The sequence below is a fragment of the bacterium genome (assembly GCA_030018315.1).
GTDB lineage: Bacteria > Hydrothermota > UBA3073 > JACQXS01 > JAGMCI01 > JASEGA01.
On record JASEGA010000022.1, the window covers coordinates 17,318 to 32,806 of the forward strand.

Below are 15,489 nucleotides of genomic sequence, written 5' to 3' on the forward strand. Positions count from 1 at the left end.
TTCACTCTGACATCTTTTGCAAGGCTACCCGTCCCGAACCGTGACAGGGCGGGAAAGCCTTGCCCTACTTCTTTGGTTCGAGATTCTTTGCTTAGCTCAGGATGACATCTCTTAAAAATTTACCAGTGTATGATTGACTACATCTTGCTACATCCTCCGGCGTACCTTCTATAACTATCTCACCACCTTCGTCGCCACCTTCAGGACCGAGGTCTATTATCCAGTCGGCACATTTTATAACTTCTGGATTATGCTCTATTACAAGGACTGTGTTCCTTTTATCTACAAGCCGATTTAACACAGCTAATAAAAGCCTTACATCCTCAAAATGCAAGCCAGTTGTTGGTTCATCCAGCAGATATAGTGTATTTCCTGTTGCTATCTTTGATAACTCTCTTGCAAGTTTAATTCTCTGAGCCTCGCCTCCTGATAAGTTTGGTGCAGGCTGTCCAAGTTTTATGTATCCAAGTCCTACATCATATAGTAGCCGCAACTTTCTTACAATCTTAGGTATATTCTTAAAATGCTCCATTGCCTCAGTTACTGTCATATTAAGTATTTCGGCTATGTTTTTATCTCTATATGTAATCTCAAGACTCTCACGATTAAACCTGTTACCTTTGCAGGCTTCGCATTCAATGTAAATATCAGGCAAGAAATGCATCTCTACCTTTATTAAGCCATCACCCTGACAAGCTTCACATCTACCACCGGGTACATTAAATGAAAATCTACCCGGCTTATAACCTCTTATCTTGGACTCCTTTAGCTGTGAATATAGCTCTCTTATATAAGTGAATACGCCAGTATAAGTAGCTGGATTAGACCTCGGTGTCCTGCCAATTGGAGATTGGTCAATATTCACAACCTTATCAATTGATTCAAGGTTAATAATACCATCGTGCTCACCTGGAACTCGCTTTGAGTGCCAGAAATGTCTCGCAAGTGCCCGATAAAGTGTATCATTTATTAAACTTGACTTACCTGACCCTGATACTCCTGTTATAACTGTAAAAACTCTGAGTGGAATCTTAACATCTATTGATTTCAAATTGTTGTGTCTTGCCCTTTTTATTATAAGGTATTCATTTGAATGCCTCCTTTTATTTGGCACTTCTATTCGCCTTTTGCCTGCTAAATATGCACCAGTTAAAGAGTCGCCATTTTTCATTATCTGCTGCGGAATTCCAGTTGCTACTACACGACCACCATACTCACCACCACCAGGACCGAGGTCAATTACCCAATCTGCTTGAAGGATTGTAGATTTATCATGTTCCACAACAAGGACGGAATTGCCCATATCCCTGAGATGCTTTAAAGTATCAATGAGCCGCTGATTATCACGCTGATGTAACCCAATAGTTGGCTCATCAAGTATGTATAGTACACCTACAAGACCAGACCCAATTTGGGTTGCAAGTCTAACACGCTCATCTTCTCCACCTGATAATGTGTCAGAGTTCCTTGACAATGTCAAATAGTCAAGTCCTACATTTAATAGGAATCTAAGTCTTTGTTTTATTTCTTTTATTATCTCTCTTGCAATTTTTTCTTCAAGCTCAGTTAATTTTAAATCCTCAAAAAACTGAAAGCAATCTGTTACTGATAAAGAAGCTATCTCATGTATATTTTTACCCCCTACTTTAATTGCAAGACTTTCAGGCTTAAGTCTTGTCCCATTGCACTCAGGACAAACTCCAATTACCATGTATTTTTCTATCCACCACCTTACCTCATTAGAATCACTCTCCTTATATCTTCTAAGTAGCCAAGGAATAACACCTTCAAACTGCCCGTCCCCGTATAGTATGACCTCTTTAGCATTTTCTGACAGTTCACCATAAGGTGTATCTAAGTCAAATTTATGCCTCATACTAAGCTCCTTTAGCTCCCAGTAAGTTCGCTTGCCAGGCTCACCCCATGGCTCTATTGCACCTTCAAGAACTGTTAATGAAGGATGTGCGATTATGAGCTCCGGGTCTATATCGAGCTCAGTTCCTAGTCCACCACATACTGTACATGCTCCATATGGAGAATTAAATGAGAACATTCTTGGCGATATCTCCTCGTAAGAGACATCACACTTGGGACAGGACAATTTAGTGCTAAATATATGAATGTGGTTAGGAAGTTCTCCGCAGGATCCTGTGGATTGAATGAAAATTATACCCTCACCTTCCTTTATCGCAAGTTCACATGAATCAGATAGTCTATGTCGTAGTTCATCTTTTCCACCAGACACGACAAGACGGTCTACAACAATTTCAATGTTATGCTTTTTATATCTGTCAAGTTCAGGTGTATTATCTATATCATAGATTTTTCCATTTACTCTTATCCTTACAAATCCTTTACGCTTGATTTTAGTAAAAAGCTCATGATACTCACCTTTTCTTCCCCTAACAACAGGGGCAAGTATCTGTATCTTTGTCCCACACTGAAATTCAAGTATACGGTCCACAATTTGGTCAAGTGAGAGAGGTGCAATCTTTCTGCCACATTTCCAGCAATATGGGACTCCTATTCTTGCAAAAAGTAGTCTTAAGTAATCGTAAATCTCAGTCACTGTCCCTACAGTAGAACGTGGATTCTTTGATGGTGTCCTTTGTCCTATTGAGATTGCGGGTGATAAGCCTTCAATATAGTCTACATCTGGCTTTTTCATAACCCCTAAAAACTGGCGTGCATATGCAGATAGTGATTCTACATATCGCCTTTGCCCTTCTGCATAAAGGGTATCAAATGCAAGCGAAGACTTACCGGACCCAGATAATCCTGTTATGACTACAAACTTATCCTTTGGGATTTCCACTTGAATATTTTTAAGATTATGCACCCTAACACCACTTGCAACTATCTTATCAACAGCCATCCTGCATATAGTATTATAATAAATTGGGACTGTCAAGTTTTTTGTAGATATGCTAAAATAGGTACTATGCAGAAAAAATTCCTTATTTATGTGCGGGATTATTTAAAATTATTACAAATGTTAAACCTTTTCCTTGACAAAATTAAATAAAAGCCATATTATGAAAATAATGGGAATAGGAGTTGATATTATAGAGATTAAAAGAATTGAAGAGATGGTTGCACATTGGGGAGATAGTTTCCTCAACCGTATATTTACTGATAGAGAATTAGGGGAGTGGAAGTCGCGTGGCGAACGTATGGCTTTCCTTGCAGGTAGGTTTGCTACAAAAGAAGCATTCTTAAAAGCAAGTGGAGTAAAAGGGGTTGGCTGGAAAGAAATAGAAGTTTTAGGTATTCCAATGGAAAAACCAGTAATTTGGGTCAGAGGAAAGAAGGAAGAAGATGCAGATGTAAGCATCTCTCATACAAATGAACTCGCAATCTCAATTGTTATAACGATGTGAACCTGCCGACAAGCGGGATGTGTATTAAAAAGGTTATAGGTCTAAGCTATAAGAAAGAAGTCTCACCACTCCAAGTATTAAGAAACCCAGAAAGAATAATCGTTCTTTTACCATTTAATCCTTACAATCCGTCATTATTTATTCCAGCTATTAAACTTGTAAAGGCTAAATTTAAGAATGCAGAAATTACTGGAGTCGCCCCTCTATGGGCTGCGTCATTCTTTAAGAATAGTGGGTTATTTAATCGGATTATCCACTACGAATCAAAGCCGAGACTTATGACACGCCAATTTTTCAGGCTAAGAAAAAAACTTAGGGCTATTAAGCCTCAGGTATCAATAGATTTTAATTCAGGTAGTGACTTGCTATCATGGCTAGGTGGTGCTGTGATAAGAGTAGGTTCAATTTCATCTCCTTTTATAAATTGTAGAGTAAAACTATCAGGTTGTCCAAGCGAGCCTGAACAGGCTATCAAAATTGTGGAAGCAATATGTACAGGTCATTAAAAGGATATATTATTTTTGCAGGATTAGCAGTTATTGCCATATTTTTGGCGTATTCCCAATATGTGTTTAGAGAACTTGAGAAGGAGTCCGAGACTATATCTCGAGTATATGGCAGATTTTGTGCATCAGCAACCGAAGATGAGACTTCAGTTATTTTTGACGAGATTGTAACAAAAATAAATTTCCCTGTCATTGTTACAGCACCGGATGGGGCTATTATAGCTGCAAGAAATGTGAAATTTACTACTCCTTCTGTCATCTCAGCTCTTGATAGAGTACACAATCCGGTTAAAATTGAGTACCAAGGTAAAATTCTTGCCCTTGTCCACTACGGTAGTTCACACACAAGGAATCTTTTGAAGCTTGCCCCATTTGCTGAAATCTCATTGGGGCTTCTGTTGATAGCAATTGGCATAATCTGGCTATACACATTAAAAAGGAGTGAAGAAAATGCAAGCTTTGCTGGAATGGCTAAAGAAACTGCTCACCAACTTGGCACTCCTATATCTTCGCTTATGGGATGGAAGGAGTTAATAAAAGATGAAAAGATTAAATCAGCACTATCAGAAGACCTTGAACGTCTCAGTTGGGTAGCTACAAGATTCCATAAGATTGGGTCACCACCAGAATTTAAATCCCAGCCTGTAGATGAAGTGATAAAATCGGCTGTTGAGTATATAAAGGATAGAATTTCAAAAAAAGTAAAAATTGTAGAAGATTATTCAAGTGATTCTCAACTTAATCTTGACTCTGAGCTGTTTTCATGGGCAATTGAGAATTTGATTAAAAATTCTTTAGACGCCGGGAGCACTGAGATTAAGATTTCAACTCACACAAATAAGCACTTTAAGGTATTAGTAAAAGATAATGGCGTAGGTGTATACGGTAAATTGCGTAAAAAATTGTTTGCACCAGGTCATACTACAAAGGAATACGGGTGGGGAATCGGGCTCTCCCTTACAAAGAGAATTGTAAGGATGCATCGTGGTAAAATATTTTATCGCCCAAATAAGGGAGAGAATGGGGCAAGTTTCACAATATTGCTACCACTGAAATGAAGCGTATACTTTGGATAGACGATGAGATACACCTGCTAGAGTCACTTATTCTATTACTTAAAGAGCATAATTATGATGTCTATGGAGTATCAAATGGAGATGATGGTTGTGATTTACTTAAGAGTGCAAGATATGACCTGATATTATTAGATGAAATAATGCCAGGTAAAGATGGATTCCAAACAATAAAATTGATAAAAGAAATAGACCCCAATATCCCTGTAGTTATGATAACAAAGAGTGAAGACGAAGCTATGATTGATAAGGCTTATACTTATGGAGTATACGATTTCCTTATTAAACCATTGAAACCACAGCAACTGATTTCTACTTGTAAACGGCTGTTTGAAAGGGAGAGCTTAATCCGAAGTGAAGTCCCTGAAGATTACACAAAGTTTTATCAATCAACAATTCAAAAATTAGCTCAATGCTTAGATTGGAAGGAATGGGTTTCACTTTATTTAAATATTGCAAAATGGGAAATAAAAATTGCTAAAGAGCCTGGACTCAAACACCTCCATACAGAGCTATTACATCAGTGTGAGCTTGAATTTGCTAAATTTGTTGAATCAAGTTATATTCATTGGATTCATAAACAGGAAGGGCCACCACTTTCAGTTAATGTAGTCACTGATTTTGTTATCCCATATGTCTCACAAAGTAGCCAAGTATATTTTGTTATTTTGGATTGCCTCAGACTTGACCAATGGATTTCAATAAGACCGCTTTTGGATGAATTTTACAATATAAAAGAAGACTTCTATTTCTCAATCTTACCTTCAGCTACCCCTTTTGCAAGGAATGCTTTGTATAGCGGTCTTTATCCAATAGAGATTGCAGAAAAGTACCCTGAATTCTGGAATCCTGAAGAAAACAAATATGAAAATGAGCTATTTGACATTCAGCTACACCGATTTGGAATACAAGGAGGTTATGTAAAAGTAAGAAATTTAGACGATGAATTAGATTTGAAAAACAATATATCAAAATTAAAGCCCGCAAAAATTATCTCAATTGTAGTAAATTTCCTTGACTATTTAGTTCATGGGAAGCGTGCGTCAGCTGTCCTTGAGGAGCTTGCCCCTGATGAGGAAGGGTTGAGGTCACTCACAGCACTGTGGTTCTCAAGGTCGTATGTCTACGAGTTACTTAAAGAAGTAAGTAGAGAAAAAAAGCCAGTCATACTTACAACTGACCACGGTGCAATCCTTACAAAAAGACCTACCATTGTCTATGGGAGTAAAGTATTATCACGCAATCTTAGGTATAAATATGGACCTGCATTGAGAACTGACTCAAAACACACTCTTTTTATAGAAAATCCAAGCCAGTATAAACTACCGGGCAACTTAAGATATGGAATAGCAAAAGAAGACTACTACTTCATATACCCAACACACCCTAAAGAATACGCCAAAGAATACCGCTACATATTCCAACACGGTGGAATCTCAATGCAAGAAATGATACTCCCACGTGTTACACTGATACCCAAAACTTAAGAGTATTAACTTAGCCTTTCATAAATAATCCTATAATAGCAGCTATTGCGGTTAGAACACCGACAGGGACTTGAAATCCTGTAATGGCTGTATCCACCTTATCTACAGATTCCTCTGCTTTTGGAATTAATTTAAGTAAATCCATAATCAGGAATATACCTGCAATCACTCCCATAATGGCAGGGAATACAAATCTAGCCCCCTTCGCGAATGATGAAAGGCCTACAAAAATCACTACTATACCGATTGGGAGCTTTAGTCCTATGAGTGCCCTGTTAGCCTTCTTAAAGGCTTCTACCTTATTTAAGAGACCCATCAATAGGATCATTCCTCCAAGTAATAAAAACTCCATCTCCCCTCCTTAAATTGCAGTGGTCAGTGACAGGTATTCTTATCTTTTCACTAACCACTAATCACTGTCTTTTCACTGCTTTAATGTGCTCTTACTATTTCCTTTATTCGCATCAACCTCGATAGATTGCCCCTTTCCATTTCTAACAGTTTCATTTGTATATATTTAACTGTCTCCTCAAGTGATGGAATTAATACATATTCAAGTGCATTTACTCTACGCCTCGTCTTCCCTATTTCAATTGCTATGAGTTCAAGTGTCTTCTCACGCTCAGCAAGCTCTATAATTACTTGAAGTGCTTTGTCAATTGCTAAAAGTGACAAGTCAAACTCACATGCTGTAGTTGCAAACCCATAGCAATGTATTTTACCTGATATAACCTGCTTAAAAACTGGAACCTCAACATTAAGCAGCCTCTTCCTTTCAAGCTCTATTGATACACTCTTACTTGGCAACAAGAGAGCTTCCTCAACCCACTCCGGCTCCATAGATGAACGTGCAAATAGGAACCTTTTAATAGCAAGCTCAAGCTCTCTTTCAACTCTTTCTCTTAATTCTTTTAACACTTTTAAAAGGTCAAGCAATTTACGCATAAGCTCATCCTGCTTATCCTTAAGTAACCTATGACCTCGCTTTGCAAGGATAGTCCTTTTTCTTAACCTAAGTAGTTCCATCCTTGTAGAATTAACATCAAGCTTCATATTTAGCGTAGAATTTTCATTTTCAAAAGCTTTTCGTCAACAGGCTTTTTAAAATACACTTTTTCATTCGCCCTTCTTAAATCTTGGCATATATTTATCGTAATATTCATCTCTTATCCGCTTAAGTTCAGACCTCGGAAACATTGATAGAAGCTCCCAGCCTAAATCAAGTGTCTGCTCCACTGGACGGTCTTCGTATTCACCTTGACTTACATATCTTTCCTCAAATATGCCTGCAAATTTAAGGTAAAGCTTATCAATCTCAGTCAATGCAGCCTCACCTAAAATGACTGCTAACTCCTCTACTTCCTTACCTCTTGCGTAGCAGGCGAATAATTGATTAAATACATCTGCATGGTCTTCACGAGTTTTATCTTTACCTATTCCTTTGTCTTTGAGCCTTGAAAGCGATGGTCGCACATCAATAGGAGGTGATACCTTCTTACGATGTAGCGCTCTTGATAGTATTATCTGACCTTCTGTAATATAGCCTGTAAGGTCAGGTATTGGGTGTGTCTTATCATCTTCAGGCATTGTCAGTATAGGGATAAGTGTAATTGAGCCCTTTTTGCCTTTAACTCTACCTGCACGTTCATATACAGTTGCAAGGTCTGTGTACATATACCCGGGATAACCTCTCCTGCCTGGGATCTCTTTTCTTGCAGCTGATATTTCACGCAATGCTTCGCAGTAGTTAGTCATATCTGTGAGTATAACGAGCACATGCATGTCAAGTGTAAATGCAAGATACTCAGCTGCCGTAAATGTTACCCTTGGAGTTGCAATCCGCTCTATAGCTGGGTCGTCAGCGAGATTGATAAAAAGGACAGCCCTCTCTATTGCACCTGTTTTATTAAAATCGGTCCTAAAGAATTCTGCCTCCTCATAAGTGATACCCATAGCACCAAAAACGACTGCAAACTCCTCTTTGCTTCCAAGTACCTTAGATTGACGTGCAACTTGGGCAGCCAGCCGATTATGAGGGAGACCTGAGCCTGAAAATATAGGTAGCTTCTGTCCCCTTACCAATGTATTTAAGCCGTCTATTGCGGACACACCTGTCTGGATAAATTCGTTCGGATAGTCGCGTGCACATGGATTAAGTGGAGCACCATTTATATCAGCAAGCTCATCAGGAATAATCTTTGGTCCACCATCTATTGGGATACCGAGCCCATTAAATGTTCTACCTAATATATCTCTTGATAAAGGTAGTTCAATCCCTTTAGCTAAAAATCTAACTCTACTCTTAGGAATATCTACACCCCGTGTCCCACCAAACACTTGGATAAGAGCACGGTCACCATCAACTTCAAGTACCTGACCTTGACGCAACTCTCCTGTTGGCAGTTTAATCTCGGCAAGCTCACTGTACTTTACACCTTCTACACCTTCAACAAGCATCAAAGGACCTGAAATATCTGCTATTGTCCGATAATCCTTAATCATATTATCTTAAACCATCAATTTCACTATTTATCTCTTTTTCAATTTCTTCTATATCTTTTAGTTTGGTTTCTTGAGTATATTTTGCTTTTGCTATCCGTTCAAGGACTTTGAGAGTATGGATTTTGTCTGTAGTTATACCCCTCTTTAACGCCTCATGTGATTTACCATAAAAATGGAGTATCAACTTAAGCATCATATACTGCTTAGTTATAGATGTGTATGTATCAAGTTCATGGAATGCATTTTGGTGCAAGAAGTCCTCCCTTATAGACCTCGCTACCTCAAGGAGTAACCTATCATCCTGTGACAACGACTCAAGCCCAACCAGTCTTACAATATCCTGTAACTCTGCCTCTTTTTCAAGAATTCGCATTGCTTCCCTAATCAACTCTGGAAACTCTCTTGCCACTTTGTCTTCAACCCATTGCCTTGTTGAATCTGTGTATAACGAATACGAAGTAAGCCAATTTATAGCCGGGAAATGGCGTGCCTCTGCAAGCCTATCCTCAAGGCTCCAAAATACCTTTACTACCCTTAGCGTAGCTTGAACTACAGGGTCGGCGAGGTCGCCACCTGGTGGTGACACTGAGCCAATCACAGTTAGCATACCTTCACGATTATCAGAACCCAGACATCTGACTCTACCAGCACGCTCATAGAATTCGGCTACCCTCGTTCCAAGATATGCAGGATAGCCCTCTTCACCAGGCATCTCTTCAAGCCTACTAGATATTTCACGCATAGCTTCTGCCCACCTTGAAGTTGAGTCTGCCTGCAAAGCTACAGAATAACCCATATCCCTAAAGTATTCACCAATTGCTACCCCTGTATAAACAGAGGCTTCACGGGCAGCTACTGGCATATTTGAAGTGTTAGCTATAAGCACGGTGCGCTTCATCAATGGCTCGCCTGATTTTGGGTCCTTAAGTCTTGGGAATTCAATTAAGACATCGGTCATCTCGTTACCACGCTCACCACAGCCTACAAATAAGATTATGTCTGCATCTGCCCACTCTGAAATCTGGTGCTGTATGACAGTTTTACCAGACCCAAATGGACCTGGGACACAGGCAGTGCCACCTTTAGCGACAGGAAAAAAAGTATCTATTACACGCTGTCCCGTATACATTGGGACTTCGGGTGGCAACTTTTCAGTGTAAGGTCGTGGACGACGCACAGGCCAGCGTTGCATTAAAGTTATGTCCCTAACTCTATCTTTACACTTAATCTTACAAACTGTGTCTTGAACCGTAAAATCACCTTCTTTAATCTCGATTATTTCACCCAAAATTCCGGGTGGCACCATTATACGATGGGTTACAAGGACTGTCTCTTGAACCTCACCTATAACATCTCCACCTGATACTTTTTCTCCTTTTTTAACACTTGGCTTAAAATACCACAACTTCTTCCTGTCAAGTCCGGGTAAGCTGATACCTCTTGTAATATTATTGCCTGTAAGCTCTCTTATTAGGGTGAGTGGACGCTGTATCCCATCATAAATTGACTCAATAAGCCCAGGCCCAAGCTCCACAGACAATGGCTCAAAAGTCAAGTAAACTGGCTCACCAGGTCCAATACCCGATGTCTCCTCATATACCTGGATTGATGCAAGGTCACCCTTTAACTCAATTATCTCACCAATTAGACGCTTCTCCGACACCTTTACTACATCGTACATCTTGGTACCACTCATCCCACTCGCTACCACAAGTGGCCCCGATACCTTAACAATCCTGCCTTCCATATTATTCTCTTATTTCTACAAAAAAAGCAACACTATAAGAGGAGGGAATTGGTTCTTTCTTTTTGGCTAAAAGGTGGAATATTAAGTCGCTACTTGTGATAACCAATAGCTCCAAGATTCGCTCAACTGTGTAGTGGTTCTCCATAAATTCCTCATAGGAAATAACTTTAAACTTTTTCAAGTCCTCCAAATACTTAATTAAAAGCTCAAGCTTCCGTTTTACCACTTCGGGTGACATTTCTCAACTCCTTTATGTATGCTCTTATAAACTCTCCTCGTAATTTTCGTATTTTTTCAGTGTCAAGATATTTCTTCCACGCTTTTAGTTTGTATTCCTCAAAAAGCCCATCTCTTTTCTCGGACGAAAACTTACCTTTGGAAAAGATTTCAAACTCAAGTAATGGGTCAGTATGTGGGGTTATTACAGTTAAGTCTACAGACCCTACAAATATACAATCAAGCTCACAAATAAGTCTTAATTTATTAATTTCGGAGTCCTCTGGGACAACAGCAATATCAATATCGCTCATCTTGTAAGTTTTTGAGCCTACACAAGAGCCAAATAAAACAAGTAAAAAATTTTATTCTCCTTACAGAATTTTTTAATTTTATTAAGATAAAGATTATACTTCATTGCTTTCTCATGCCCAAAAACCATTTATTCAGTAATTTCAAAGTTACCAGTATCCCAAGCATGACACTTAGGACAGCCAACCGGCTCTCCTATTTCTGCATCACCAACTGTTTCTACGTCCTTTTCTTGAATATATCTGAAAAGTCTTGAAAGATACGTTCATAACGTTTTATTTTCTCGCTTCCCCATTCTTCTTTGAAGTCCTCACGCAATATATAAACACCATCAAGTTCATATTCTGATATTATTCTATCTCTACTCTTTCCATCAATTCTCCCTCTTTTTGTAAAATCTATGTCAAAATCTTCATCGTGATCAACAGTAGCTAAAAATATTTTAATGTTCTTTGTAACATTAGATGAAAGCAATTTGAGTTTCCAATAACATGCTTGTGCAATCCTTTCTCTTAAACTGGTTTTACAAGAAATAATAGCTATTACTGTTGATTTCCATGTATTATCGGTATTAAAATCTACAATTACCAAATCAGCGTCGGGAAGCAACAGATATTTTTCATATTTTACAGCAAGTTTTCTGAAAATAACTTCGTTTTTCTTTTTCTTAATTTCATCTTTTGTTAAAACTGCTAAACCTTTCAAAGCTTCATCGTTTTCCTTAACCTCCCTAACATACGCCTTAATTATAGAGCCTACAATTCTTTCAAATTTATTACCAATAAAAGAATGCCAAGATTGTTCAGCACTTCTTAAATGTGGATAATGCGTAGTTAAGATAGTCACATACTCATCTTTAAGTTTTTTAATTTCATTCCAGCCTTCTTTTGGATTTATTTCTCCTTTTTCTATCTGCTGAATTATTTTTAATACTTTTTGTTTTGGGTCACTCATAAATTTTTCCTCCCCTCTCATAATGTGTCCACTTAATTTCTCTTTTAAAAGATTTTTTTAATAAGTCTGGATGTGGCTTTCGCATAATTAAAAGATATTTAAATCCGCGTAGATAAAAATTAAAGCGGATTGCCCTATTATACCATATACCTGTATTAGAGGTTTGTCCCCTACGAGTAACACAAATAATATCCACTGGTTCAAAATATTTGCACAATTGTTCATAAATCTTAAAACCTACAGGTGTAAACTTTTTCTTAACCCATTGGTCACCAATAAGCCATCCTAATACTTTTCCATATTTCAATACTCGGTAACATTCACACATGACTTTCTCAAGTTCCTCATAAAATTTCTCTGTTTCTGAAGAAATTTTTCCGATATCATCAGGGTGCTCATTATATCTAACATTGTCTCCATAAGGAGAATCAATGAAGACCATATCTACACTATTATTTCCCAATGGAATTTTCCTTGCATCATTTTGTACGACATCAGGTCTTGTTGGTGCTATATCGTAAGCAATACATCTTCGCCCTTCTTCTTTACAAACATCTAAAGTGGTTCCACTCCCTGCCATTGGATCCAATACTAAATCGCCAGGTTCTGTATACCTCTTAATTAAGTTATAAATGATAAATGCAGGAGTTACCCCAGGATATTTATTGTTTCCTTTGGGAATCTTCCCGTAACTTTGTTTCGGGTAATCCCAAAGAGTAGTTGCCTCTATCTTTGGCTTTTCATCTATAGTTGCTGGATATTTTGGAGGAAGTTTTATATTATCCAATTCAAGTTTTGGATTTTCAAGAACTTTTATGAGAAGGTCGGTTCTAAATTCGTCAAGTGGATATTTCCAATCTATATTCAACTTTGCGAGAACTTTTTTTACACTTTTTAAACTTCTAACTTCATTATTATTTTTTTCAACTCTTACTTGATAAGGATATCGTCCATTCCATGCGTTTGGAACTAAATCTTTTCCACCGTCAGATGCGGCCACAAATGGCCCATATAAAATATCCGAATCCATATTTAGGAGGAATAGTGTATCTCCCTTTTTTATACCAAAAACTTTTTCGGCATAGATTTTATTCGTTGAAAATAACATACGGTCAAGGCACTCCCTTTCAGTTCTTTCTGTGCATACGAAAATGTAACTATTTCCTTTAGCCATTCTCACTCCCCTCTACGAAATCTTTTCCCCCATAATTTGATTTACACATGACCTGCATATAGTTCTCAAGTTTGTCCAATTTTCATTTTTTGGAATTTTCCAATGTCCATTTTCGTCGTGTCCATAACTATTGTAATGTTTGAAGCACTCTTCACAAAGAATATGCTCCTCAGTGCGATGATAAACGCTTTGACCATCCAGCACGTGGACACAAACTATTATCAAACTATTCATGAATCCCCTTCCTTTTCCCCTTCTTGACTGAATCGTCTTTGCCCTCCTTTAGTTTTGGTAGATGAAAGCGAACCAATTTTCTCCATCCGATAGATAATAGACGGACTTACTCCAAGATAGTTAGCCGCCTCTTTTGTTGTATACACGGCTTTATTTTCTCTCTTTTTGTTTTTCATTTCATTATATCGACGCCGACTGCCTTTTTAATTAGTTCGCGCATCTCGTTTAACGCAAACCCAGAACTACCCTTACTACCGGGAATTGGAACTATGCAAGGGACAGCAGTCCCTTTAGTTTGAACAAGCAAGTCTCTAATATGAGGTAATAAATCATCTGTGATTAGTATTATACCAAAGTCCTCTTTAATCAGTCTTTCAAGTATCTCATGTGCATCTTTAACATTTAATACAGGAAATACTTCAGCTCCTATTGCCTTAAAAGGAAGAATAACATCCCTTTCCCCTATGGTAGCAATTTTAGTAGACATCTTAATAAGCCTCAGGTAATCTCTCTCTTATCACTGTATCTGGAATAGCATTAATTTTACCTGTAAATATCATCCTTAGTATTTTAAATTCGTTTTCCTTACCATAAAAGTAGGCAAGAACAGGCTCTACTCCAAAAGCTAAATACTTTGTAGCTCTACAAAATGAAATGAAGTGGTCGTCACAAAGCTTCTCAAGTCGTAAGAATGAAGCCTTTGAGATTAAAGATTCTACACCTTCAGTAAGGATTCTTGAATACGGGGTATTCTTAAAATAATGAGGTATAGCCTCTATAGGCTCATCAAATGAATCCAAAAACCGTGCCTGTTCAAGCCAGCCACCATCAATGAATGCTTTCGTAAAGAAGCCGCGTTCCTCTTTAAGCCATTTTATTCTTAGTAATATCTTTATGTTGACGAGGTCAATTTCTATTTTAATCAGTGTATTAAGAAAAATATTCCCTACCACTCCTATAAGAAATGAATAGTATGCTTTATCTAATACTATATCTATGAATCTTGGGTCCTTAGTCAAGTAATAATTAGATATCGCTTCCTCTATCGCTGACTGAAGACCGAACCCAAGTTTATCGTATCTCTCATTTTGGAACACTGACTTCAGTTCATGTGTTGAGATATTTCCAAAATTAGATAAAAGTGCATCTACTTCTTTCTCTCCAATCATACCTTTAAGCAGTGTTTTGACATTGTGATAGTCATATTTTAATTTTAGGATCTCCACAAAATTAGAATCAAGAATAAGTTTAGCCATCAGGCTATAAAGCTCTATTCTTGCATTTCTTACAATGCTCTCGTAATCCTTCGCAGAATCCTGTGGAAAATTAAGCCACTGGCTATAACCTGTGTCCTGGAGAGCCCTTAAAAGCTTATTCCCATCCTTAGCTTCAAAAAGACGCGCAACTTTGTGAGTAGATAGGAGACGCGTCTCAAGAGCCCTTATCCTGGCGACAGCATAAGCATATCTTGTATCTTTGGATTCAATATGAGGATACCTAATTAACATTTGAATATTATACACTGTAAATTAAAATAATGTCAAGAAAAAGTTCCCTTGTTGAATAATTAAGTTTACACTTCCTATTTCTGCTAAATCCCACAGAATTACACCGCTACTAACTCTCTTTTATCTATCCACAACCTCTTATTACACAGTGCTTTACTCACCTGTCTGCCGACAGGCAAGATTAGACTTGTAAATAAATTCATTAAACTCACTTTCAATATCACTTCCCTCCTTATATTTTCCATCTTTCGAGAGAAAACATGCTCCCCAAACATCCTCTTAAATACAGAATACCTGCCTTCTGCCTCCCATCGTTTCCCATACTCATTTATACCTTTCCATAATTCTTCGTCCTCTAAATATTCCTTGAGAGTCTGTAGCCTTAAAAGACGAGCC

General features: G+C 37.9%; 15 protein-coding genes and 1 pseudogene. 4 read left to right on the forward strand and 12 right to left on the reverse strand.

Annotation, left to right across the window (positions count from 1 at the left end; translation table 11 throughout):
- Positions 1-91: 91 nt before the first annotated feature.
- Complete coding sequence (uvrA, locus tag QMD71_07590; protein ID MDI6840691.1) at positions 92-2,875, reverse strand: excinuclease ABC subunit UvrA; 2,784 nt, start codon at positions 2,873-2,875, stop codon at positions 92-94.
- 169 nt (positions 2,876-3,044) lie between these two features.
- On the opposite strand from uvrA, the gene acpS reads away from it, so the two are divergent.
- The 4 genes from acpS to QMD71_07610 are packed head-to-tail and all read left to right on the forward strand — an operon-like array spanning position 3,045 to position 6,446.
- A complete protein-coding gene (gene acpS / locus QMD71_07595; protein ID MDI6840692.1) occupies positions 3,045-3,380 on the forward strand; it encodes a holo-ACP synthase in 336 nt (111 codons plus the stop codon).
- A 17-nt stretch (positions 3,381-3,397) separates the two neighbouring features.
- Complete coding sequence (locus QMD71_07600) at positions 3,398-3,886, forward strand: hypothetical protein (protein ID MDI6840693.1); 489 nt, start codon at positions 3,398-3,400, stop codon at positions 3,884-3,886.
- The gene (locus QMD71_07605; protein ID MDI6840694.1) at positions 3,871-4,944 is read left to right on the forward strand and encodes a HAMP domain-containing sensor histidine kinase; all 1,074 of its coding nucleotides are present in this window, start codon (positions 3,871-3,873) and stop codon (positions 4,942-4,944) included. Before QMD71_07600 ends, QMD71_07605 begins: the two co-directional genes overlap by 16 nt.
- Positions 4,941-6,446, forward strand: coding sequence for a response regulator (locus QMD71_07610; protein MDI6840695.1), 1,506 nt, complete (start codon positions 4,941-4,943; stop codon positions 6,444-6,446). Before QMD71_07605 ends, QMD71_07610 begins: the two co-directional genes overlap by 4 nt.
- 10 nt (positions 6,447-6,456) lie before the next feature.
- Here QMD71_07610 and QMD71_07615 read toward each other — a convergent pair whose 3' ends face one another.
- The 11 genes and pseudogenes from QMD71_07615 to QMD71_07665 all read right to left on the reverse strand — a co-directional run.
- Positions 6,457-6,798, reverse strand: coding sequence for a hypothetical protein (locus QMD71_07615; GenBank protein MDI6840696.1), 342 nt, complete (start codon positions 6,796-6,798; stop codon positions 6,457-6,459).
- A gap of 80 nt (positions 6,799-6,878) precedes the next feature.
- Positions 6,879-7,499: a V-type ATP synthase subunit D gene (locus tag QMD71_07620; GenBank protein ID MDI6840697.1), complete on the reverse strand. Its 621-nt coding sequence runs from the start codon at positions 7,497-7,499 to the stop codon at positions 6,879-6,881.
- A 63-nt stretch (positions 7,500-7,562) separates the two neighbouring features.
- The gene (locus tag QMD71_07625; protein MDI6840698.1) at positions 7,563-8,948 is read right to left on the reverse strand and encodes a V-type ATP synthase subunit B; all 1,386 of its coding nucleotides are present in this window, start codon (positions 8,946-8,948) and stop codon (positions 7,563-7,565) included.
- Position 8,949: 1 nt separating this feature from the next.
- Entirely contained in the window at positions 8,950-10,695 is a 1,746-nt protein-coding gene (locus tag QMD71_07630; protein ID MDI6840699.1) for a V-type ATP synthase subunit A, read from the reverse strand.
- A 206-nt stretch (positions 10,696-10,901) separates the two neighbouring features.
- Positions 10,902-11,255, reverse strand: a pseudogene (locus QMD71_07635) (hypothetical protein).
- Between the two features lie 187 nt (positions 11,256-11,442).
- A complete protein-coding gene (locus tag QMD71_07640; protein ID MDI6840700.1) occupies positions 11,443-12,177 on the reverse strand; it encodes a BsaWI family type II restriction enzyme in 735 nt (244 codons plus the stop codon).
- Positions 12,170-13,351, reverse strand: coding sequence for a DNA methyltransferase (locus QMD71_07645; GenBank protein MDI6840701.1), 1,182 nt, complete (start codon positions 13,349-13,351; stop codon positions 12,170-12,172). The genes QMD71_07640 and QMD71_07645 overlap by 8 nt, the downstream gene beginning before the upstream one ends.
- Positions 13,352-13,581: 230 nt before the next feature.
- Positions 13,582-13,761, reverse strand: coding sequence for an excisionase family DNA-binding protein (locus tag QMD71_07650; protein MDI6840702.1), 180 nt, complete (start codon positions 13,759-13,761; stop codon positions 13,582-13,584).
- Complete coding sequence (locus QMD71_07655; protein ID MDI6840703.1) at positions 13,758-14,072, reverse strand: V-type ATP synthase subunit F; 315 nt, start codon at positions 14,070-14,072, stop codon at positions 13,758-13,760. Before QMD71_07655 ends, QMD71_07650 begins: the two co-directional genes overlap by 4 nt.
- Position 14,073: 1 nt before the next feature.
- Positions 14,074-15,093: a V-type ATP synthase subunit C gene (locus tag QMD71_07660; GenBank protein MDI6840704.1), complete on the reverse strand. Its 1,020-nt coding sequence runs from the start codon at positions 15,091-15,093 to the stop codon at positions 14,074-14,076.
- Between the two features lie 98 nt (positions 15,094-15,191).
- Positions 15,192-15,489: hypothetical protein (locus QMD71_07665; GenBank protein ID MDI6840705.1), on the reverse strand; the 298-nt coding region annotated here is incomplete at its 5' end.

Bases quoted from the DNA above. Each gene is read 5' to 3' on its own strand.
- uvrA (MDI6840691.1), bottom strand. From the start codon at position 2,875: ATGGCTGTTGATAAGATAGTTGCAAGTGGTGTTAGGGTGCATAATCTT.
- acpS (MDI6840692.1), top strand. From the start codon at position 3,045: ATGGGAATAGGAGTTGATATTATAGAGATTAAAAGAATTGAAGAGATG.
- QMD71_07600 (MDI6840693.1), top strand. From the start codon at position 3,398: ATGTGTATTAAAAAGGTTATAGGTCTAAGCTATAAGAAAGAAGTCTCA.
- QMD71_07605 (MDI6840694.1), top strand. From the start codon at position 3,871: ATGTACAGGTCATTAAAAGGATATATTATTTTTGCAGGATTAGCAGTT.
- QMD71_07610 (MDI6840695.1), top strand. From the start codon at position 4,941: ATGAAGCGTATACTTTGGATAGACGATGAGATACACCTGCTAGAGTCA.
- QMD71_07615 (MDI6840696.1), bottom strand. From the start codon at position 6,798: ATGGAGTTTTTATTACTTGGAGGAATGATCCTATTGATGGGTCTCTTA.
- QMD71_07620 (MDI6840697.1), bottom strand. From the start codon at position 7,499: ATGAAGCTTGATGTTAATTCTACAAGGATGGAACTACTTAGGTTAAGA.
- QMD71_07625 (MDI6840698.1), bottom strand. From the start codon at position 8,948: ATGATTAAGGATTATCGGACAATAGCAGATATTTCAGGTCCTTTGATG.
- QMD71_07630 (MDI6840699.1), bottom strand. From the start codon at position 10,695: ATGGAAGGCAGGATTGTTAAGGTATCGGGGCCACTTGTGGTAGCGAGT.
- QMD71_07640 (MDI6840700.1), bottom strand. From the start codon at position 12,177: ATGAGTGACCCAAAACAAAAAGTATTAAAAATAATTCAGCAGATAGAA.
- QMD71_07645 (MDI6840701.1), bottom strand. From the start codon at position 13,351: ATGGCTAAAGGAAATAGTTACATTTTCGTATGCACAGAAAGAACTGAA.
- QMD71_07650 (MDI6840702.1), bottom strand. From the start codon at position 13,761: ATGAAAAACAAAAAGAGAGAAAATAAAGCCGTGTATACAACAAAAGAG.
- QMD71_07655 (MDI6840703.1), bottom strand. From the start codon at position 14,072: ATGTCTACTAAAATTGCTACCATAGGGGAAAGGGATGTTATTCTTCCT.
- QMD71_07660 (MDI6840704.1), bottom strand. From the start codon at position 15,093: ATGTTAATTAGGTATCCTCATATTGAATCCAAAGATACAAGATATGCT.